This is a genomic window from Blastococcus sp. URHD0036, from assembly GCF_000701365.1.
Classification (GTDB): Bacteria; Actinomycetota; Actinomycetes; order Mycobacteriales; family Geodermatophilaceae; genus Trujillonella.
Genome location: NZ_JNIK01000017.1, coordinates 261,944 through 280,398 on the forward strand (window position 1 = coordinate 261,944; position 18,455 = coordinate 280,398).

Genomic DNA, 18,455 nt, shown 5'->3' on the forward strand with positions numbered 1-18,455 from the left:
GCTGGTGTGCCCCGAGCGTCCCTGTGCTCTGCCCACGGGTGGTGGGCAGAGCACAGGGACGCTCGGAACAGGTTGGTGGCGTCCCGGGCCGGGGCATGGAGCGGCGGTGAGCGATCGGTTCGACCTGCAGCGCTTCGTCGACGCGCAGTCCGGCACCTACGAGCAGGCGCTCGCGGAGCTGCGCGCCGGCGCGAAGCGGAGCCACTGGATGTGGTTCGTGTTCCCTCAGGTGGCCGGCCTGGGTCGCAGCTCCACGGCGCAGCGGTACGCGGTCCCCGGACTCGACGAGGCGCGCGCCTACCTGGCCCATCCGGTGCTGGGTCCGCGGCTGGTGGAGTGCGCCCGGGTGCTCGCCCGGCTGGAGGGGCGCACCGCCGAGCAGGTGTTCGGACCCGTCGACGCGGTGAAGCTGCGCTCGTCGATGACCCTCTTCGCTGCGGCGGCCCCCGACGAGCCGGTGTTCGGCGAGGTCCTCGACGCCTTCTTCGCCGGCGAGCGGGACGACGCCACGACGTCCCGCCTGTGAGCTCGAGCGGGCGCGAGTGGCCCGCGTCGGCGAGGCTGGGGCGGTGAGCGAGGACAGCAACGGATCGGGCTACGTCGAGCAGGGCCGGGACTACTCCCGGGACACCAACTACATCACCGACCGGATCACCGCCGACGGATCGGGCGGGTGGAAGGTGGAACCCGGCCGGTACCGGCTCGTCGTCGCCCGGGCCTGCCCGTGGGCAAACCGGTCGACGATCGTCCGGCGGCTGCTGGGCCTGGAGCCGGTGCTGTCGATGGGCATCTGCGGCCCGACCCACGACGAGCGCAGTTGGACGTTCGACCTGGACCCCGGTGGCCGCGACCCGGTGCTGGGCTACGAGCGGCTGCAGGAGGCCTTCCTCGCCCGGGACCCCGACTACTCGCGCGGCATCACGGTCCCGGCGATGGTCGACGTGCCGACCAAGGCCGTCGTCACCAACGACTTCGCGCAGATCACCCTCGACCTCTCCACCGAGTGGACGGCGTACCACCGCGACGGCGCTCCCGACCTCTACCCCGAGCACCTGCGGGACGAGATGGACGAGGTCATGCAGCGCGTCTACACCGAGGTCAACAACGGGGTGTACCGCTGCGGGTTCGCCGGTTCGCAGCGCGCCTACGACAAGGCCTACGGGCGGCTGTTCACCGCGCTGGACTGGTTGTCGGAGCGGCTGGCCGACCGCCGCTACCTGATGGGCGACACGATCACCGAGGCCGACGTCCGGCTGTTCACCACGCTGGCCCGGTTCGACGCGGTCTACCACGGCCACTTCAAGGCCAACCGCTCGAAGCTGAGCGAGATGCCGGTGCTGTGGGGCTACGCGCGGGACCTGTTCCAGACGCCGGGGTTCGGCGACACGACCGACTTCCCGCAGATCAAGGAGCACTACTACGTCGTCCACGCCGACATCAACCCCACCAAGATCATCCCGATGGGGCCGGACACCTCGAACTGGCTGACCCCGCACGGTCGCGAGCAGCTGGGCGGCTCGCCGTTCGGGGACGGGACGCCGCCCGGTCCGGTCGCCGCCGGCGAGGAGGTCCCGGCCGACCACGGGCCGGGGGGCATCGGCCACCGGTAGGCCCGTCGGTCAGTCCCCGCCGCCGCCTCCGCCGTCGCTCCCGCCGTCGGAGCCACCGTCCGAGCCGCTGTCGCTGCCGCCTGACCAGCTCCCGGGGTCGGAGTCGCGGCGGTCGCCGTAGCTCGCGCCGCCGTCGCCGGCCCATGCGGTGGAGCTGTAGTCGCCGCCTCGGTCGTCGTATCCCCGGCTCCGCCGCCGACCGGTCCGCCGCGGCCAGCGCGAGTACACGAGCGCGGCGGCGATGACGACGACCGCCACGAACAGGGCGACGGCCAGCAGGACCGGATCGGCGTTGTCCACGGGCGCACCCTGCCAGGTGACGGGGAGCCGGCGGAGGACGTGCCACACGAGCTGCACGTCCCCCGCCGGCGATGTCCCGGCCGGTGCGGAGAGACCGGGAGTTCCCGGACGCCGCGGCGTCCGTACAGCGGAACTCCAGCCCCCGTTGTCTCCCCGCCTCGTGCCCTCCGCCCGCCCCGTGACCGGCGGAGGGCACGACCGCTCTCGCGGTCGGCCGACTGCGTCGCTCGCGGAGGAGAACCAGGGACCCGGACCGGTCGGCCGCGGCCGACCGGGGTGCGGGGAGCGTCTGATGGCCTCCTCCGGGAGCGCGCGTTCGCGCTCCTCAGGCGGCCGCACCCGGCACCCGCGTGACGCGGGCACGGCCGGGTGCGGCCGGGAGGAGGGTCAGTCGGGCGAGGTGCCCGGACCGTCGAGCACGCCGCCGGAGGAGCCGGCGGGCGCGGAGTCGACGGGCGTGGTCCCGCTCCCCGGGGTGGGGAGGACGGGGACGGGTGTCGCGTCCGGGGACGCGAACGGCGAGGCCGCCGAGGAACCCGGGGATGACGACGCAGGTGCGGGTGCCGGCGCGGGCACCGGCGGCTGCGGGATCGCCGGGAGGGGCGACGGCGGGGCGGTGTCCGCCTGCGCCGGCGAGACGTCCGCCGCTCGACCGGCAGAGGTGGGCGTCGTGGTCAGGACGGACGCAGTCAGGACCGGCTCGACCGCAGGCGTGGGGGCGATCGCAGGGACCGGGAGCGGGGCCGGGATCGGCTGGACCGCGGAGGCGCCGGGCTCGATGTCGCTGGTCGTCGTGCTGACGGCGGGAGCCGGAGTGGTCGACAGCGGCTCGGAGGCGGGTGCGGGGCCGGGCGCCGGCGGGGTGGGCACGTCCACGACGAGCTGGACGACGGGAGCCACGATCTCGACCACCGGCTGGACGACGGGCTGGACCGCGTCCACGACCGGCACCGACACCGGAGCGACGACGTCGACCACCGGAGCCACGACCTCGACCACCGGCTGGACGACCGGAGCCACCACATCGACCACCGGGGCCACGACCTCGACCACCGGCTGGACGACCGGAGCCACCACATCGACCACCGGAGCCACGACCTCGACCACCGGCTGGACGACCGGTGCCACGATCTCGACCACCGGCTCCAGCACCGCAGGCACGACGGGAACGACCGCGTCCACGACCGGCTCGACGGCATCGACGACCGGGACGAGCACCGGCTCGACGGCATCGACCACCGGCTGGACTACGGGCTCGATCGCATCCACGACCGGAGCCAGGACCTCGACCACCGGATCCAGCACCGCAGGCACGACGGGAACGACCGGAGCCAGGACCTCGACCACAGGCTCCAGCACGGCAGGCACGACGGGAACGACCACGTCGACTACCGGCTCCAGCACTGTGGGCAGGACGGGCTCGACTGCGTCCACGACCGGCTCGACGGCATCAACGACATCGACGACCGGGACGAGCACCGGCTCGACGGTATCGACCACCGGCTGGACGACGGGCTCGATCGCATCCACGACCGGAGCCAGAACGTCGACCACCGGCTCCAGCACCGCAGGCACGACGGGAACGACCGGAGCCACGACCGCCTCGACCACCGGGGTCACCGTCGCCACGACCCTCTCGACCACCGGGGTCACCGTCGCCACCACCGGCTCCACCACCGCGGGCACCGTCGCCACGACCGGCTCCACCACCGCGGGCACCGTCGCCACGACCGGCTCCACCACCGCGGGCACCGTCGCCACGACCGGCTCCACCACAGCGGGCACCGACTCGACGACGGTCTCGACCACCGGGGTCACCGGCGCGACGACCGGCTCCACCACCGACGCGGCCACCGCCTCGACCGGTGCGGTCACGGTCGTGACGAGAGACCCCAGCGGTCCCGAAACGGGCGTCTCGTCGGCACGCGCAGCCGAGGAGAGGCCCACCATGACCACCACGAGCGCGCCGAGGAACCCGACGAGCAGCAGCAGCCGGACGACCCACGGGTCCAGCCCGCCGTCCGCGGCGTCCCGGCGGCCGGGCAGCGCGAGAGGCGGACGTGACCGTCCCGCTCGGCTGACCGACTCCGCGTTCATCGGAACCGCCATGCCCCGTTAGCGACGCACTCACGCACGACGCACGGCGTTTCCTGCGAGCAGATCCCGGCCGTGCCACCCGGCCTGCGCAGCGGCATGCTGCCTCCTGTGAGTGCTCCCGTTCCCGACGACCTCCTGGACCGGGTCGCCACCCTGGTCAAGCGCCGGCCGCGGGTGCTGCTGGGCATCGCCGGGGCGCCGGCCGCGGGCAAGTCGACGCTGGCCACCTGGCTCGTGTCCCGGCTGTGCGCACGCGGCCTCCCGGCCGTCGGCGTCCCCATGGACGGCTTCCACCTCGCCGACTCCGCCCTCGACGCCCTCGGCCGCCGCGACCGCAAGGGCGCCGTCGACACCTTCGACGGGCACGGCTACCTCGCCCTGCTGCGCCGGCTGCGGGCCGAGCAAGAGACGACGGTCTACGCGCCGGCCTTCGAGCGCGACCTCGAGCAGCCGGTCGCCGGCAGCATCGCCGTCCCGCCGGGGACGCGAATCGTCGTCTCCGAGGGCAACTACCTGCTCCTCGAGGAGCCCCCGTGGCCCGACGTGTGGGGCGCGCTGGACGAGGTCTGGTACGTCGGCCTGGACGACGCCACCCGCCGCGCCCGACTGCTCGACCGGCACGTCCGTTTCGGCAAGTCCCCCGACGCCGCGCGCGCCTGGGTCGCGGCCGTCGACGACCCGAACGCCGAGCTCATCGCGGCCACCTCCGGCCGGGCCGACCTCTGCCTCGACACCTCCGGGCTCGACCTCCGCACCGACTGACCGCACGGGGTCGGAGGTCCCTGTCCCCCGCGGGGCCGCGCGAGGACGGTGGGCGACGCGGCGGCGCCGCACGGGCGCCGCCGCGCCCCGTGAGGAGGAGCGGCATGTACGCACGGACGACGACCGTCCACGGCGACCCCACGCGCGTGGACGACGGGATCGCGCACGTACGCGACCGGGTCATGCCCGCCGTCATGGACATGGACGGCTGCGTGGGTCTGTCGATGCTGGCCGACCGGGAGTCCGGCCGCTGCATCGTCACCGCCGCCTGGACGGACGAGCAGGCCATGAGGGCCAGCGCCGACGGCGTGAAGACGATGCGGGAGCAGGCCCGCGAGATCATGGGCGGCGAGATGGAGGTGCACGAGTACGAGATCGCCGTCATGCACCGCCGCCACGAGGCCCCCGAGGGTGCCTGCACACGGGTGATCTGGAGCCGGGCGGACACCGGGCAGATCGACCGCGTCCTCGACGCCTACCGGATGACGATGGTCCCGCAGTTCGACGAGCTCCCCGGCTTCTGCAGCGTCAGCCTGATGATCGACCGGGAGACCGGCCGCGCGGCCTCCGCGGTGACCTTCGACGACCGCGCCTCCATGGAGGCCAGCCGCGAGGACGCCATGCGCATGCGGGACACCTTCGTCTCGGCGATGGAGGTCACCATCACCGACGTCGCCGAGTTCGACCTCGTGCTGGCCCACCTGCGGGTGCCCGAGATGGCCTGAGCGGCCGGGGCGGGTCCGGCACCGGACCCGCCCCGATGCTCAGCCGAGCCGGGTGAGCGTCCCCCAGAGACCGTCCGGGCCGTCGGCCAGCACGCCCGCACCGAGGAACCGCGACCACGTCGCCTCGTTGCCGGCCTCGTCCCGCCACGACCAGCAGCGCCGGGTGAGGTGGTGCAGCCGGTACTCCTGGGTGAAGCCGATCGCGCCGTGCACCTGGTGCGCGAGCCGGGCCACCACCTCGACCGCCGCACCCGCCCGCACCTTCGCGGCGGCGGCCAGCAGCGGCAGCTCCGGCGAGCCCCGCTCCAGGCCCTGGACGGCGGCGTCGACGATCGCCGTCACCGCGGTCACCTCGCCGGCCATCTCGGCCAGCTCCATCTGGATGGCCTGGAACTTCGCCAGCGGACGGCCGAACTGCTGCCGCTCACCGGCGTACTGCACGGTCCACGCCAGCACCTGCTCCAGGGCCGCGGCCAGCTGCACCGACCGGGCCAGGGCGTACCGGGCGCGCAGGTGGGCCGCCTGTTCCGGCCGCAGCAGCGCACCGGACGCCGGGACGCCGTCGAGCACCAGCGACCCCCGCGGCTCGCCGGCGAGGTTCACCGCCCGGGTCGTGGTCAGCCCCGTGGCGTCGACCAGGGCGAGCACCGAGCCCTCGATCCCGGCCGGTGCCGCGGCCAGCACCGCGACGTGCCGGGCCACCCCGGCCCACGGGACGTCGGTCGCCGTGCCGCTCAGCGTCCAGCGGCCGGGGCCGTCGCCGTCGTCGGAGGGCTCGGCGGTCACGGCGTCGGCGACCGCGAACGTCAGCGGCTCCTCGGGGGCGGGTAGGTCGAGGTCGGCCGCGACCACCGCGGGCGCCGCCACGAGCAGCTGCTCGGCGACCGGCACCGCCCCGGCTCCGGCGGCGAGTGTGCGCACGATCGCCACGGCGTCGGCGAGCTCACCGCCGGACCCGCCGGCCTCCTCGGCGATGCCCACACCGGTCAGCCCGGCCTCCGCCAGCGCCGTCCAGAGGCCGGCGTCCCACTGCTGCTCGGCGTCCAGCAGCAGCGGCTCGTGCCCGGCGAGGATGTCCCGGACGGTCTCGACCACCAGGTCCTGATCGCTCATCGCAGTCCCAGCCCTCGTGCCACGATCCCGCGCAGGATCTCGTTGGTCCCACCGCGCAACGTGTAGCCCGGTGCGTGCAGCTGCGCCTCGGCCAGCGCCCGCCCGAGTGGATCCGGGGAGTCCAGCGACGCCGGCACGTCCACCACCCGCCGCACCTCGTCGACCACGTCGGCCTCGAAGGTGGTGCCGACGTCCTTGACCAGGGCGGCGGCGATGTTGGGCAGCTCCCCGCGGTCCAGCGCCGCCGCGATCCGCAACGACAGCTGCCGCAGCGCCAGCAGCCGCGCCGACAACCGGCCCAACGCCGCCAGCTGCGCGGCATCCCCCGTCGAAGCGGCCCGGCGACCGAACTCCGCTAGTAGCGGATAGGTGGACAGGAACCGCTCCGGCCCGCTGCGCTCGAAGGCCAGCTCCGCGGTCACCTGGTGCCAGCCCGCGCCCTCCTCACCCAGCAACATGTCGCCGGGCACGACCACGTCGTCGAACACCACCTCGTTGAAGTGGTGCCCGCCGTCAAGGATCCGGATCGGGTTGATCGCGATGCCCGGCAACGACAGGTCGACCAGTAGCTGGCTCAGGCCCGCGTGCCGGTTGGCCGGATCCGCCGGCGAGGTCCGCACCAGCACGATCCCGTAGTGCGAGTGGTGCGCGTTCGACGTCCACACCTTCGCCCCGGTGACCAACCAGTCGCCGTTCGCGTCCCGCGACGCCTTCGTCCGGATCGAGGCCAGGTCCGAGCCCGAGTCCGGCTCCGACATGCCGATCACGAAGAAGCACTCACCCGCCGCGATCCTCGGCAGGATCTCCTGCCGCTGCTTCTCGGTGCCGTAGCGCAGCAGGTTCGGGCCGGACTGCCGGTCGGCGATCCAGTGCGCCGCCACCGGCGCCCCGGCCGCGAGCAGTTCCTCCGTGACGGCGTAGCGCTCCATCGCGGTCCGCTCGTGCCCGCCGTACTCCTTCGGCCAGGTCATCCCCAGCCAGCCCCGCTCCCCCAGCTTCCGGGAGAAGTCGGGGTCCACCCCCGACAGCCAGGTGTCCACGTGCGTGCTGAACGAGCCCGCGGCCAGCTCGGCGGCCAGGAACTCGCGCACCTCCGCCCGCACCTGCTCGGCCGCCTCGGACCGCGGCGCGGGCGCCAGGGTCAGTGCATCGCTGCTCATGGTCGCCGATCTCCCCACATCGGTGTGGTGCTGTCCGCTCCGGTTGTACCTGCCCGCGGCCGATGTCACCCGCGCGGGGACCGACCTCACACGCGGGCGACCGCCAGGAGGGCGACGTCATCGGCGCGGTGGTCGCCGGTCAGCTCGGCCAGCAGCCGGTCGCACAGCTCGTCCGGGCCCGCACCACTGGCCGCCCGCGCCACGTCCCGCAGCGCCGCCAGGCCCGCGTCGATGTCGGCGGTGCGGCTCTCGACCAGCCCGTCGGTGAAGAGGACCAGCGTGGCGCCCACCGGGAGGACGCCGGCCCACTCCACGGCCGGCGCCGGTGCCGGCGGGGCGCCGAGCATCCGGCTGGGCCGCACGTCCAGGTACTCGACGCGGTCGCCGGTGATCAGGAGCGGGCTGAGGTGGCCCGCCGAGGCCAGCCGCAGCTGACCGGTCGCCGGGTCGAGCCGGCCGAACAGCGCCGTCGCCATGCGCTGCAGCCCGAGCAGGCCCCAGCCGGCCTGGAAGCGGTCGATGATCGCGCTGGGCGACGGCCGCTCGGCCAGCAGCACCCGGTGGACGCTGCGCAGCTGCCCCATGACCGCCGCGGCCGTGATGTCGTGCCCGACCACGTCGCCGACGGCGAGCGCGACCGTGCCGTCGGCCGGCAGCGGCACCACGTCGTAGAAGTCACCGCCCACGTCGGCGCCCTGGCTGGCCGCCATGTACCGCACCGCCACGGCCAGCCCGGGCACCGGCGGCGGCGCCGGCGGCAGCAGGTTGGCCTGCAGCGCGTGCGAGGTCCGGGTCTCCAGCTCCAGCCGCTGCGCCTTGTCCACCACCTGGGAGACCTGCAGCGCCAGCTGCTCGGCGACCTCGACGTCGGCCGCGGTGAACGGCCCGCGCTGCCGGCTGCTGCCCAGGGTCAGGACGCCGAGGAGCCGGCCCTCGGCCATCAGCGGGACGGCGACCAGCCCGGTCAGCCGCAACTCGTGGAGCACCGCGAGGTGCCGGTCGTCCTGCGCGATGCGGGCCATCCAGGCGTCGGTGACCTCGCGCACCCACACCGTGCGCCCGCCGTCCGCGGCCTGCACGCTCGGGTGCGCACCGCCCGACGGCGGCAGGTGCACGTCCCGCAGCCGGTCGGCCAGGTGCTGGAGCGCCGGATCGGCGTGCCGCGCGGCCGGGCGGGTCCAGCCGTGCTCGGTCATGAGGTCGATCAGGCACAGGTCGGCCAGCCGGGGGACGGCGAGCAGGGCCAGCCGCTCCACCGTCTCCGCCACCCCCGCGGCCGCCGACATCAGCCTGGCTGCGTCGAGGAGGAACGCCGAGCGGGCCGCCTGCCGCGCCGTCTCCTCGTACAGCCACACCCGCTCCAGCGCCTGCCCGGCCTGCCGGCCGAGGGTCCGGAGCAGGTCGGCGTCGGCCACGGCGAGGTCCCCGCCGGTCCCGGGTTCGGTGAGGCTGATCAGCTCGCCGCCGCCCTCGCCGTCCGCGGACCGGACGAGCACCAGCAGCCCGCGCGGGCGTCCCTCGGCGGTCACGGGCACCAGGACCAGCGCGTCCACCCGTTCCGCGGCCATCACCGCGGCCAGCCCCGGCTCCTGGCGCTCGAGGTCGGGGCCGAGCGGCACGACCCGGACCCCGCCGGGCCGCACCAGCCGGGTCGCCCGCGCGCCGAGCCGCTCCAGCTCGGCCCGCAGCGGAGCCGAGATGCCCGCCTGGGCCAGCAACCGCGGTGGGGTGCGGCCCGGTCGCCGGCCGGGCGCCTCCTCCGCGGGGAACAGCCACAGCCCCCCGCCGTCCGCGGCGACCGCGGCCCGTGCGCCCTCGACCAGCACCACCGCGACGTCGTGCACCGACACCGCCGCGGCCAGCTCCGACACCGCTTGGTGCAGCGCGCGCGACCGCGTCTCCGACTCGGCCGCGGTGCGCTGCGCTGCCAGCAGGGCCCGCTCGTACCGGCGGCGGGAGGTGGCCTCGAACAGCGTCGCCCGCACCAGCACCGGGGCGCCGGCGTCGTCCCGCAGCTCGACCGCGTTGACCAGGCACGGCAGCGTCGTGCCGTCGGGCAGGGCGAGGTCGAGGGCGACCTCGCGGACCGCGCCCTGCATGCGCAGCAGCGGGGTGAAGTGGGTCTCGTGGAACACCCGCCCGCCCACCGTGAGCAGCTCCGGGAACGAGGCGCCGAGCAGCTCCTCGGCCGAGCGGCGCGACCACTGGGCGAAGGTGCGGTTCACCTTGATGATCCGCCCACCGGGCAGCATCGACAGGTAGCCGCAGGGGGCGTTCTCGTACAGGTCGGCCGGGTCGTCCTCGATGAGCCGGCCGAGCTCGGCCGGCCCGGCGCCGGGCGCGTCCTCCACGGGGCTCAGGCTCGCACCCGTCCGGCCGGCTCGCGCAGCCAGGCCCGGATCGCCTCGACGGTCTCCTCCGGCGCGCTCAGGTGCGGGCAGTGGCCGGTCGCGGCCAGCTGGACGAACGTGCTGCCCGGTACCTGCTCGTGGACGAAGCGCCCCACCGCGTCGGGGGCGATCGCGTCGTCGGAGCACTGCAGCACCAGCGTCGGCACGCTCACCGCGGGGAGGTCGGCGCGGTTGTCGGAGAGGAAGGTGACCCGCGCGAACTGGCGGGCGATGTCGGGATCGGTCCGGCAGAAGCTGTTGGTCAGCTCCTCGGTCAGCTCCGGCTGCCCGGGGCCCATGATCACCGGGGCCATCGCGGCCGACCAGCCGAGGTGGTTGGCGTCGAGGGAGTCCAGCAGCCCGGCGATGTCGGCGCGGGTGAAGCCGCCGGTGTAGTCGCCGTCGTCGACGTAGCGCGGGTTGGGCCCGACCATCACCAGCGCCCCGAACAGCTCCGGCGCGGCGCGCACCGCGAGGACGCCGATCATCGCGCTGACCGAGTGGCCCACGAGGACGACGTCGCTGAGGTCCAGCTCCCGGCAGATCTGCACCAGGTCGTCGGCGTAGCCCTGCAGCGAGCCGTAGCGCGCCGGGTCGTAGGCCGAGAGATCGGAGCCCCCGGCGCCGACGTGGTCGAACAGGACGACGCGGTGGTCGGCCTCGAAGGCCGGCGCCACGAGCCGCCACATCGTCTGGTCGCAGCCGAAGCCGTGGGCGAACAGGATCGGCCGTCCGGTGGGGACACCACTGATCCGCACCCGGTTGCGAAGCACCACCGACACGGCCGCGAACCTACGTGAGACCGCGTGGTCCGGCACCCCTCCGCCGCCCGCAGGTGCCCGGCCGGGGCGGGACGGAAAACCCTGGCGCCCGGGACCGCCGCGGCCCTAGCGTCCCCGCCATCCCGAGCCGCTCCCGGGCCCGGTCCGCTCCCGCATCGAGGTCGCCATGCCCACCGCCGCGGTCCGTCCTCCCGTCTCCCCTCCCGGGTCCGCTCCGGTGGCCCCCGCGACGCCGTGCCGGGCCACGGCGCACCAGCTCGTCGTCCACCGGCTGGTGCGCCGCGAGTTCCGCGTCCTCACCCGGCTGGCCACCTGGGCCGCCCCGGACGACCCCGCCCGCACCACGGCGCTGGCCGCGCACGCCGACCTCGTCGGCCGGGTCCTCCTCCAGCACCACGCGCTCGAGCGCGACCTCATCTGGCCCACGCTGCTGCGCGCCCTGCCGGCGGAGGACGCCGATCGGGCGCGGGGCCGGATCGCCGACTGGACCGCGCGCACCGCCCGGGTGGACCGGCTGCTGCGCGACGTCGGCACCGCCGCCCGGCAGTGGTCGGTCACGGGGACCGCCGCCGCCCGGGACTCGTTCGCGATGGCCTGCCTGGTCCTGGCCGGCACCCTCGACGGGCAGACCGCCGAGGAGGAGCGGGCGCTGCTGCCCCTCCTGGCCGTCCTGCCCGCCGAGCAGTGGTCGGCGATCACGGCCGCGGCCGGCTGCGCTCTCTCGGCGAGGGAGCAGATGTTCGTGCTCGGCCTCGCCCTGGAGGACGCCGGCCCCGGCGAGCAGGCGCGGTTGCTCGCCGCCCTGACCCCGGCCACCCGGACCGCCTGGCGGCTGAACGGCCGGCGTCGCTACCGCGCGGCGGTCATCCGGCTGCGCGGCGAGCCGCCCGCGGCCTGACGCCGCGTCGTCCCGCCCTCAGTGGCGGGACGTGCCGCAGTCGGCGCAGCGCTTGCGGTGGGCGCGGCTCTCGCCCGAGCAGTTCGGGCAGGTCCAGGTGGCCTGCTCGACGGTGCTGGTGGTCGGTCGCTCGATGGTGCTGGTGGCGCTCATGGCCTCCCCCTCTGGTGCGGTGACGGCCGCGGGTCTCGCAGCGTCCCGATCGACGGTAGGCACGCCAGATGACGCGGAGGTGACCTCCCGGTTGCGCTCCCGGACGGGCCGGGTGAGCCCGCTCACCTGCACCTTTCCGGGCTTCAGCGGTCCTTCAGCGGCCTCCGTCACGGTCCTCGCATCGGAGCCGACCGGCTCCCTCGTCCGAGGAGACCAGCCATGACCCGCACCCGCCTGACCCGCACCCTGCTCCGCAGCACCGTCCCCGCCGCGGCCGTCGTCGCCCTGGCCGTGACCGGCGCCGGCACCGCGTCGGCCGACACGACCGCCTTCATCGCCTACGACACCGACGCCAACGGCTACTACGACACCTACGGCTTCGACGGCGACTCCGACGGCTACGAGGACACCTACGGCTACGACTACGACGAGGACGGCTACCTCGAGCAGATCGGCACCGACACCGACGGCGACGGCTGGGAGGACACCTGGGCCTTCGACGAGGACCAGGACGGCTACGTCGAGGCCGTCGGCGTCGACACGACGGACAACGGCGCGCCGGACGTGTGGGGGGCCGACGACGATCTCGACGGCTACGTCGACACCCTCTACTACGACGTCGACGACGACGGCTACGCGGACTGGTCCGAGGCGGCCGGCGACTACTCCTACGCCTACGCCTACGAGGCGGTGACCTTCGCGTTCGTCGAGTCCGACGGGTGGGTCTACTGGGAGGCCACCTACGAGTACGGCGCCGGCTACGACTACTTGTCGGCCGGGGACGACGCCCCGTCCGCCGGGGACCCCACCGAGGCAGCGACGGCGGCACCGTCCCTGGAGGCCGCGGCCGTGGACTCCTCGACCGGTGCGCCGGACACCGTCCGCGAGGTCGCGGCCGACCTGTTCGGCTCCCTCTTCGCCGGATGACGGCCGGCACGAGGGCCGGTGCGCCGGCCGGGCGCCGGGGTCACGCCGAGGCGAGGCCCAGCACGCGGGCCCGCTCGGCGAGGGCCGGCACCCGGCCCGGCCCCCCGTCCGGCGCACCGAACCGCCGGCACAGGACCGGCACCACCGCGATCACCCGCTCCACCGGCAGTCCGAGGGCCTCGGCGAGCAGCTCCTCGGGCCGCCCGCCGGTGAACCCGCCGGCCGGGACGGCGAGCACCGTGGCCAGCACGTCCTGCTCCTCGGGCGAGAGGCCGGCGAGCAGCCGGACCGGCGCCTCCGCGGTCGCCAGTGCGGTCTCCGGAGCCGTCGCCGGCCGGGCCGAGACGGCGGAGCGGAACAGCAGGACCGTCTCCCCGATCCGCAGGACCGCCCCGTCGCGCAGCAGCCGCCGGCCGCCCCGGACCAGCACGCCGTCCACCAGCGAGCCGTTGCGCGAGACGTCGACGAGCACCCAGCCCAGCCGGCTCCACTCCAGGCGGGCGTGGACGCGGGAGACCTCGCGGTCCCAGACGAGCGCCACCGGGTTCTCCGGCGCGCGGCCGATCGTGACGGGGCTGCGGGCGGGGTCCAGCGGCTCGGCCCGCTGCGCGCCGGTCGCGTCCTGGTGGAGCAGGAACGGCATGCTCTCGCGCTCCAGTCCGCGCAGGTCCTCGGCGTCCAGGACGGCGCGCTCGAGGTCGCGCAGCTCGGCGCCGGGGTCGGCGCCGAGCTCCTCGGCCAGCACCCGGCGACCGGCCCGGAGGACGCCGAGCGCGTCGGCGGCCCGCCCGGCCCGGTAGAGGCCCCGGACCAGCAGCGCCCGCAGGTGCTCGTGCAGCGGGTGCTCGGCGACCAGCTCGGTCAGCTCGGCGACCAGCGACACCGACGGGCCGAGGGCGAGGTGGGCCTCCGCGCGGCTGGCCACGGCGGCGAGCCGGTCCTCCTCCAGGGCACGCAGCTCGGCGGCCAGCCCCGGCTCGTCGGCCAGGTCGGCCAGTGGGGGCCCGGCCCAGAGCTGCAGGGCGGTGTCCAGGGCCGGGACCGCCGCGTCCGGCCGTCCCTCCCGCAGCGCCGTCCGGCCCTCCTCGACCGCGCCGCGGAACCGGGCCAGGTCCAGGTCGGCACCGGCGAGGTCGACGGCGTAGCCGGGGTCGCGGCGCACCACCGCCGGCGCCCCGGCCTGGCCCAGGGCCCGGCGCAACCCGGAGACGTGCGCCTGCAGGGTGTTGCGCGCCGTCGAGGGCGCGTCGTCGCCCCACAGCACGTCGACCAGGCGGTCGGCCGAGACGGGACGGCCCCCGGCGAGCAGGAGCGTGGCGAGCACCAGCCGCTGCTTGCGCCCGCCGAGGGGCAGTGGCCAGCCACCGGCACGGACCTCGAGCGGGCCCAGGACCCGGCACTCCACGCGACCGGGGGCGAGAGGGACGGGCACGGCCGGCACGCCGGCATGCTGCCACCGGAGGGGCCCGCTGCCGATGAGTTCGCGCGCGCTGCCCGGTCCTCCTCCCGTGCTCCCCACCTTCGTCCTCGTCCCCGGTGCCGGCGGCTCGGCCTGGTACTGGCACCGGCTCGTGCCCGAGCTGCGCTCCCGGGGGGCCGAGGCGGTGGCCGTGGACCTCCCGGCCGACGACGACACCGCCGGGCTGGCCGCCTACGCCGACGCCGTCGTCGCCGCCGCCGGGGACGCCCGCGACGTCGTCCTCGTGGCGCAGTCGATGGGCGGGCTGACCGCGCCGCTGGTCTGCGACCGGCTCCGGGCGCGTCTGCTGGTCCTGCTCAACGCGATGGTGCCCCTCCCCGGCGAGACCGGCGGCGACTGGTGGGCCGCGACCGGTCAGGACGTGCCGGCGTCGGACGAGGTGTTCCTGCACGACGTCCCCGCCGAGGTGCTGGCGACCGCGCCGCCGCAGCGGGACCAGTCGGGGCGGCCGTTCGCCGACCCCTGGCCGCTGGCCGCGTGGCCCGACGTCCCGACCGTCGTCCTGGCCGGCCGCGACGACCGGTTCTTCCCGCCGGACTTCCAGCGGCGGGTCGCCGCCGACCGGCTCGGCCTCGAGGTCGAGGAGGTGCCGGGCGGGCACCTGGCCGCGCTGTCGCGTCCGGCCGAGCTCGCCGAACGGCTGGTGGCCCTCGCCGGGTGAGCCGCGGCCCCCTGCCGGTCGCGAACGCGCACAATGGTCGGTCCGTCCCGACGACCCGACCCCGAGGAGCGCGTTGACGACCACCCGGTCCGATGTCGTCCCCGACTCCGAGCTGGCCACCGAGCAGGAGTACGTCACCGATCTGTACCGGCGCCTGGACGCCGCGCGCGACCACGCCGCCCACCGGCTGCGCCAGGCGATCACCTCACCGGCGGTGTCCCCGCAGGACCTGCAGGAGCGCGACGCGACCGTGCGCTTCCAGTCCGAGCGGGTCACCGCCCTCGACGCCGCCGAGCCCGGCCTCGTCGTCGGCCGGATCGACCGCACCGAGGACGGCGCGCTCTACGTCGGCCGGATCGGGCTGGCCGCCGACGACGCCACCACCGACCCGGCGCTCGTCGACTGGCGGGCGCCCGCGGCCCGGCCGTTCTACACCGCCACCCCCATGCACCCGCTCGGCATCGTCCGGCGCCGGCACATCCGCACCCGCGGCCGCACGGTCACCCGGATCGACGACGAGCTGATCGACGCCGTGACGGCCGCCGACACCGACGGGCTGCAGATCACCGGCGAGGCCGCGCTGCTGGCCGCCCTCGGCGCCTCGCGCACCGGCCGGATGACCGACATCGTCCGCACCATCCAGGCCGAGCAGGACCGGATCATCCGCGCCGACGCCAACGGCGTGCTGGTCGTGCAGGGCGGGCCGGGCACCGGCAAGACCGCCGTCGCCCTGCACCGCGCCGCCTACCTGCTCTACACCCACCGCGAGCGCCTGGCCCGGCGCGGACTGCTGGTGGTCGGGCCGACGCCGACGTTCCTGCGCTACATCGCCGACGTGCTGCCCTCCCTCGGCGAGACCGGCGTGCTGCTGTCGGGGCTCGGGCAGCTGCGGCCGGGCATCGACGCCCGGGCCGCGGAGTCGCCGCAGGCCGCCGCCGTCAAGGGCCGGCTGGAGATGGTCGAGGTGCTGGAGCGGGCGGTCCGCGCCCGCCAGGTCGTGCCCCAGGCGCCGGTGCAGGTGGTCATCGACGGGACGCCGCTGCGGCTGCGCCCGGTCGACGTCGCGCGCACCGGCAGCGCGGCCCGCCGGGCCGCCCGGCTGCACAACCTGGCCCGGGCCGAGTTCGCCCGCCGCCTGGTCGACCTGCTCGCCAAGCGCCTGGCGGAGAAGCTCGGCGAGGGCATCGACGGCGCCCGCGACCTCTTCGGCTCCGACGACCTCAGCTCGCTTCGGCGCGAGGTGGCCGGCGACCCGGGCGTGCGGGCGCTGACCCAGCAACTGTGGCCGCGGCTGACCCCGGAGGGCTTCCTGCGCGAGCTCTACGCCGACCCCGCTGCGATCGCCGCCGCCACCCCCGGGTGGAGCGAGGCCGACCGCGCGCTCCTGCACCGGCCGGCCGGGGACTGGACCCCGGCCGACGTCCCGCTGCTGGAGGAGGCCGACGAGCTGCTGGGCACCGACGACTCGGCCGAGCGCGGCCGCGCCGGCCGGGACCGCCGCCGCCGGCTCGCCGAGGCCCAGGCGACGCTGGACCTGCTGCACGGCTCCCGCTCCACCGACCTGGAGGACGGCGAGGAGGGCGAGGTGCTCAGCGCCGGCGACCTGCTCACCGCCGAGCGGCTGGCCGACCGGCAGCAGGAGCTCGACCTGCGCACCACCGCCGAGCGCGCCGCCGCCGACCGCACCTGGACCTTCGGCCACGTCGTCGTCGATGAGGCCCAGGAGCTGTCGCCGATGGCGTGGCGGCTGCTGGTCCGCCGCTGCCCCACCCGGTCGATGACCGTCGTGGGCGACGTCGCGCAGACCGGGTCGCTGGCCGGTGCCGACCGCTGGGCCGAGGTCCTCGACCCGCACGCGCAGGGGCTGTGGCGGCTGGAGGAGCTGACCGTCAACTACCGGACGCCGGCCGAGATCATGGCCGTCGCGGCGGACGTCCTGGCGGCGGGCGGCACCGGGCTGACCCCGCCGCGGTCGGTCCGCGAGGGCGGCGAGCCGCCGTGGGCCGCGCGGGTCGGGGAGTCCGACCTGGCCGGCCGGGCCGCCGCGTGCGCGGCCGAGTGGAACGGGCACGAGGGGACGCTCGCGGTGATCGTCCCGCCGAGCCGCGTCGCCGCGGTGACCGCCGGGCTGGCGGCCGCGTTGCCCGCGGTCACCTCCGGGCCGGAGGCGGACTCGGCGGCCGGCCCGGTGGTGCTCACACCGACCGAGGCGAAGGGGCTGGAGTTCGACTCGGTGCTCGTCGTCGATCCGCAGGGCGTGCTCGACGAGGGGGTGCGCGGTCGCAACGATCTCTACGTCGCGCTCACCCGCGCCACCCAGCGGCTCGGCGCCCTCACCCCCGGCGAGCTGCCCGCGGAGCTGAGCCGGCTGGCCTGACGCGGCGACGATCAGGTCCCCTGATCACGAAGCGTCCTCCCTCACGTGCTGCGGTGAGGGAGGACGCTCGATGATCAGGGGACCTGATCCTGGCGGGCGCTCAGATGCGGTCCCACACCTCGTCGCGCATCCGGAAGACGATCACGCCGGCCCAGGCCAGCCCGATCGCGGCCAGGCCCGTGCCGATCGAGGGCAGCCACGCGTCGCCGGAGAAGAACGTGAACACGACCCAGCCGACGATGCTGAGGACGACGGGGTAGACCGGGATCGCCCGTGCCCACCAGGCCGCGAACACCGCGAGGTTGGTGCCGACCGCGAGGCCGAGGATCGCCGGCGCGACGATCAGCGCGCCCTGCCCGTAGCTGCCGGCCAGGTCGAAGATGCGCAGGGCCTCGTCCTGGGGCAGGCCGTTGGCGAGGGCGACGTCGTAGAAGTCGACGACGATCACGCCGGAGAGTGCGGCGCCCATCCCCGCGAGGACCATCGCGATCGTCGACAGCTTCCGGGCACCCCGGCGGGCGACGTGCACGAGCGTGAGCGCGGCCGGCAGGAGCAGCAGGTAGCCGTAGTGCAGCACCACGGCCGCCCACAGGATGTTGCTCTGGTGGTCGACGCCGGTCTGCAGGTACGCCTCCTCCGTCTGGTTCTCGTACGGGATCATCAGCAGGCTGGCGAAGACCAGGGTCCCCGAGGTGACCAGCGACAACGCGCCGCCGATGCGGCGGAACCGGGCGCCGGGCCGCAGCCCGCCCTGGACGTCGGTCGGGATCTGCGGCGCGGGCGGCTCCTGCACGGGGAGGCCGATCTGCGGGGCGGGGGCGGCGGGCGGGGTGCTCATGGTGTCCTCCGGGTGCGGTGTGTGAGTCGTCCGGTGCTGGCGACGACGGTCCGGCGCCCCGCGTCCCGGACCCCAGGGCAGCGCGTCCCGTCTTCCCGGGCACCGGCCCCCGGGCGGGCGGCCGCCCGGTTCCGGGGGGTCTGCGTCCCTCCCCTCCGGGACGTCGGCGCGGCACCATGTCC

General features: G+C 75.6%; 17 protein-coding genes. 8 read left to right on the forward strand and 9 right to left on the reverse strand.

The window, feature by feature from the left end:
• Window positions 1-106 precede the first annotated feature (106 nt).
• Together N555_RS0119610 and N555_RS0119615 are read left to right on the forward strand one after the other, a co-directional pair.
• Window positions 107-526: a DUF1810 domain-containing protein gene (locus N555_RS0119610; RefSeq protein WP_029433195.1), complete on the forward strand. Its 420-nt coding sequence runs from the start codon at window positions 107-109 to the stop codon at window positions 524-526.
• A 43-nt stretch (window positions 527-569) separates the two neighbouring features.
• Window positions 570-1,610 (forward strand): glutathione S-transferase family protein, encoded by a 1,041-nt coding sequence (locus N555_RS0119615; RefSeq protein ID WP_029433196.1) that lies wholly within the window; start codon window positions 570-572, stop codon window positions 1,608-1,610.
• A 9-nt stretch (window positions 1,611-1,619) separates the two neighbouring features.
• Here N555_RS0119615 and N555_RS28445 read toward each other — a convergent pair whose 3' ends face one another.
• A complete protein-coding gene (locus N555_RS28445; protein ID WP_197029094.1) occupies window positions 1,620-1,910 on the reverse strand; it encodes a hypothetical protein in 291 nt (96 codons plus the stop codon).
• A 387-nt stretch (window positions 1,911-2,297) separates the two neighbouring features.
• Window positions 2,298-4,019: a hypothetical protein gene (locus N555_RS28020; RefSeq protein ID WP_156036461.1), complete on the reverse strand. Its 1,722-nt coding sequence runs from the start codon at window positions 4,017-4,019 to the stop codon at window positions 2,298-2,300.
• 96 nt (window positions 4,020-4,115) lie between these two features.
• Between N555_RS28020 and N555_RS0119630 the strand changes: the two genes are divergently transcribed.
• Together N555_RS0119630 and N555_RS0119635 are read left to right on the forward strand one after the other, a co-directional pair.
• On the forward strand, window positions 4,116-4,769 hold the full coding sequence (locus N555_RS0119630) for a nucleoside/nucleotide kinase family protein (protein ID WP_231503019.1): 654 nt from the start codon (window positions 4,116-4,118) through the stop codon (window positions 4,767-4,769).
• A 104-nt stretch (window positions 4,770-4,873) separates the two neighbouring features.
• Window positions 4,874-5,494 (forward strand): antibiotic biosynthesis monooxygenase, encoded by a 621-nt coding sequence (locus N555_RS0119635; RefSeq protein WP_029433199.1) that lies wholly within the window; start codon window positions 4,874-4,876, stop codon window positions 5,492-5,494.
• Between the two features lie 39 nt (window positions 5,495-5,533).
• On the opposite strand, the gene N555_RS0119640 is transcribed toward N555_RS0119635, so the two are convergent.
• From N555_RS0119640 to N555_RS0119655, 4 genes are all read right to left on the reverse strand, one after another.
• On the reverse strand, window positions 5,534-6,607 hold the full coding sequence (locus N555_RS0119640; protein ID WP_029433200.1) for an acyl-CoA dehydrogenase family protein: 1,074 nt from the start codon (window positions 6,605-6,607) through the stop codon (window positions 5,534-5,536).
• Window positions 6,604-7,767 carry an acyl-CoA dehydrogenase family protein gene (locus N555_RS0119645; RefSeq protein WP_029433201.1) on the reverse strand — a complete coding sequence of 388 codons (1,164 nt, stop codon included), beginning with the start codon at window positions 7,765-7,767 and terminating at the stop codon, window positions 6,604-6,606. Before N555_RS0119645 ends, N555_RS0119640 begins: the two co-directional genes overlap by 4 nt.
• Before the next feature lie 86 nt (window positions 7,768-7,853).
• Entirely contained in the window at window positions 7,854-10,118 is a 2,265-nt protein-coding gene (locus tag N555_RS29170; protein ID WP_304412926.1) for a SpoIIE family protein phosphatase, read from the reverse strand.
• A 5-nt stretch (window positions 10,119-10,123) separates the two neighbouring features.
• Window positions 10,124-10,939 carry an alpha/beta fold hydrolase gene (locus N555_RS0119655; RefSeq protein WP_029433203.1) on the reverse strand — a complete coding sequence of 272 codons (816 nt, stop codon included), beginning with the start codon at window positions 10,937-10,939 and terminating at the stop codon, window positions 10,124-10,126.
• 166 nt (window positions 10,940-11,105) lie between these two features.
• On the opposite strand from N555_RS0119655, the gene N555_RS0119660 reads away from it, so the two are divergent.
• Window positions 11,106-11,837: a hemerythrin domain-containing protein gene (locus N555_RS0119660; protein WP_029433204.1), complete on the forward strand. Its 732-nt coding sequence runs from the start codon at window positions 11,106-11,108 to the stop codon at window positions 11,835-11,837.
• Window positions 11,838-11,855: 18 nt separating this feature from the next.
• Here the strand turns inward: N555_RS0119660 and N555_RS29010 are convergent, their stop codons facing one another.
• Entirely contained in the window at window positions 11,856-11,990 is a 135-nt protein-coding gene (locus N555_RS29010) for a hypothetical protein (RefSeq protein WP_255347371.1), read from the reverse strand.
• Window positions 11,991-12,209: 219 nt separating this feature from the next.
• Here N555_RS29010 and N555_RS27055 point away from each other — a divergent pair, with 219 nt between their 5' ends.
• Complete coding sequence (locus N555_RS27055) at window positions 12,210-12,917, forward strand: hypothetical protein (protein WP_051684270.1); 708 nt, start codon at window positions 12,210-12,212, stop codon at window positions 12,915-12,917.
• 40 nt (window positions 12,918-12,957) lie between these two features.
• Here N555_RS27055 and N555_RS27060 read toward each other — a convergent pair whose 3' ends face one another.
• A complete protein-coding gene (locus tag N555_RS27060; RefSeq protein WP_197029095.1) occupies window positions 12,958-14,358 on the reverse strand; it encodes a BTAD domain-containing putative transcriptional regulator in 1,401 nt (466 codons plus the stop codon).
• Between the two features lie 34 nt (window positions 14,359-14,392).
• Between N555_RS27060 and N555_RS0119680 the strand changes: the two genes are divergently transcribed.
• A complete protein-coding gene (locus tag N555_RS0119680; protein WP_051684272.1) occupies window positions 14,393-15,058 on the forward strand; it encodes an alpha/beta fold hydrolase in 666 nt (221 codons plus the stop codon).
• 73 nt (window positions 15,059-15,131) lie between these two features.
• Entirely contained in the window at window positions 15,132-17,435 is a 2,304-nt protein-coding gene (locus N555_RS0119685; protein WP_029433208.1) for a HelD family protein, read from the forward strand.
• Window positions 17,436-17,535: 100 nt separating this feature from the next.
• Here N555_RS0119685 and N555_RS0119690 read toward each other — a convergent pair whose 3' ends face one another.
• Window positions 17,536-18,273 carry a hypothetical protein gene (locus tag N555_RS0119690; protein ID WP_029433209.1) on the reverse strand — a complete coding sequence of 246 codons (738 nt, stop codon included), beginning with the start codon at window positions 18,271-18,273 and terminating at the stop codon, window positions 17,536-17,538.
• Window positions 18,274-18,455: the final 182 nt, after the last annotated feature.

What these genes read in the sequence shown, in the direction of transcription:
- N555_RS0119690 (WP_029433209.1), bottom strand. Translation starts at nt 18,273, where the DNA reads ATGAGCACCCCGCCCGCCGCCCCCGCCCCGCAGATCGGCCTCCCCGTG.
- N555_RS0119640 (WP_029433200.1), bottom strand. Translation starts at nt 6,607, where the DNA reads ATGAGCGATCAGGACCTGGTGGTCGAGACCGTCCGGGACATCCTCGCC.
- N555_RS0119645 (WP_029433201.1), bottom strand. Translation starts at nt 7,767, where the DNA reads ATGAGCAGCGATGCACTGACCCTGGCGCCCGCGCCGCGGTCCGAGGCG.
- N555_RS28020 (WP_156036461.1), bottom strand. Translation starts at nt 4,019, where the DNA reads ATGGCGGTTCCGATGAACGCGGAGTCGGTCAGCCGAGCGGGACGGTCA.
- N555_RS27055 (WP_051684270.1), top strand. Translation starts at nt 12,210, where the DNA reads ATGACCCGCACCCGCCTGACCCGCACCCTGCTCCGCAGCACCGTCCCC.
- N555_RS0119680 (WP_051684272.1), top strand. Translation starts at nt 14,393, where the DNA reads ATGAGTTCGCGCGCGCTGCCCGGTCCTCCTCCCGTGCTCCCCACCTTC.
- N555_RS0119660 (WP_029433204.1), top strand. Translation starts at nt 11,106, where the DNA reads ATGCCCACCGCCGCGGTCCGTCCTCCCGTCTCCCCTCCCGGGTCCGCT.
- N555_RS0119635 (WP_029433199.1), top strand. Translation starts at nt 4,874, where the DNA reads ATGTACGCACGGACGACGACCGTCCACGGCGACCCCACGCGCGTGGAC.
- N555_RS29010 (WP_255347371.1), bottom strand. Translation starts at nt 11,990, where the DNA reads ATGAGCGCCACCAGCACCATCGAGCGACCGACCACCAGCACCGTCGAG.